The sequence below is a fragment of the Nitrospirota bacterium genome, assembly GCA_040755395.1.
Taxonomy (GTDB): Bacteria; Nitrospirota; Nitrospiria; order Nitrospirales; family Nitrospiraceae; genus DATLZU01.
Genome location: JBFMAX010000057.1, coordinates 1 through 1,335, shown reverse-complemented (window position 1 = coordinate 1,335; position 1,335 = coordinate 1). Strand labels below are relative to the sequence as shown.

At 64.5% G+C, this 1,335-nt stretch carries 1 protein-coding gene; it reads right to left on the bottom strand.

The window, feature by feature from the left end:
- Positions 1-224: 224 nt before the first annotated feature.
- Positions 225-1,229 (bottom strand): IS110 family transposase, encoded by a 1,005-nt coding sequence (locus AB1555_20125; protein MEW6248986.1) that lies wholly within the window; start codon positions 1,227-1,229, stop codon positions 225-227.
- Between the last annotated feature and the right edge of the window lie 106 nt (positions 1,230-1,335).

The window sequence follows — 1,335 nt, the reverse complement described above, 5'->3', positions numbered from 1 at the left end:
ACTATAAGGACTTCCCCGGAACTGCAACGGTGACGAGAGAAGGTCTGACTGCGTCACTATAATCGGCCTGTTTGTGAGCATTCGAAGTGCTCTGGCCCTGATGAAAGCCGCACGCCCGGTCCTCGCTCGTTAGTCGGCCAAGGATGCAGCCGTCGAGTTTGACCAGGTTTTCCGGGCGTCGGTCTGACCGTTTCGTCATCTTCGGTTGCAGTCGGCGGAGGTGATCAGTTCGGCTTGTAAGGGACCTCATGGGCGAGCACGGCCCAGGCGATGCGGGCGTTCTTGTTGGCAATCGCCACGAGCGCGCGGAAGTAGCCGCGACGTTCCTGGAGTGCCAGCGCCCAGCGCGAGATTCGGTCCTGGTGCATCGGCGCGGTCTGCAGCACTGAGCGCGCTCCTTGCACGAGCAGGTTCCTGAGGTACGCATCGCCGCGCTTGCTGATGTGGCCCAGGCGCGATTTACCGCCGGTGGAGTACTGCCCCGGCACCAGGCCGACCCAGGCGGCGAACTGCCGCCCGTTCTTGAACTCCCGGGCGTTACCCACAGTGGCTACGATCGCAAGGGCCGTGGTCGCGCCGATGCCGCGGATCTGCATCAGGCGCCGCGCCGGCTCCGAGAGCTTGGCCTGAACGTGGATCTGTGCGTCATACGCATCGATACGCGCATCGAGTATGCGCAGCTGCGCGAGTAGATCGCCAATCACCCGCCTGGCGAGCTCGGGTAGCGCCTCGGCCGCTGTCGCTGCCTGCCGGCGCACCGTCACCGAGCGCAGCGGCAGCACGACCCCGAATTCCGACATCAGGCCCCGCAGCCGGTTGATGGTCGCCGTTCGCTGCACCACGAACCCCTGGCGCACCCGGTGCAGCGCCAGCAGCGCCTGCTGCTCGGTCGATTTCACCGGCACGAACCTCATGCTCGGGCGCCTCACCGCCTCGCATACCGCTTCGGCGTCGTTACCGTCGTTCTTGGCGCTCTTGCGGTACGGGGCCACAAACTTCGGCGCCATGAGCTTAACCGTGTGACCGTACTGCTCGAAGCGCCGACCCCACTCGTGCGCACCGGAGCAGGCCTCCATCCCGATCAGACAGGGCGATAAGCCTGCCACCACCTCGAGCAGCCGATCGCGGCGCACCGTGCGCCTGAGCGCCACCCGCCCAGCGCCATCCACCCCGTGCAGCGAGAACACGCTCTTTGCCAGATCGATCCCCACGGTAGTAATCTGCTCCATGACTTCCCCTCTCGTTCAGATTGAACACGCAAAATCAATCTTGGCACTTCGATGCCGAGCGGACTACGGCCCGCTTCGAGTAGGGGAAGTCCCTTTCATTCGTTAG

Excerpts from the sequence above, each read along its gene's own strand:
- AB1555_20125 (MEW6248986.1), bottom strand. The coding sequence starts at position 1,229 with ATGGAGCAGATTACTACCGTGGGGATCGATCTGGCAAAGAGCGTGTTC.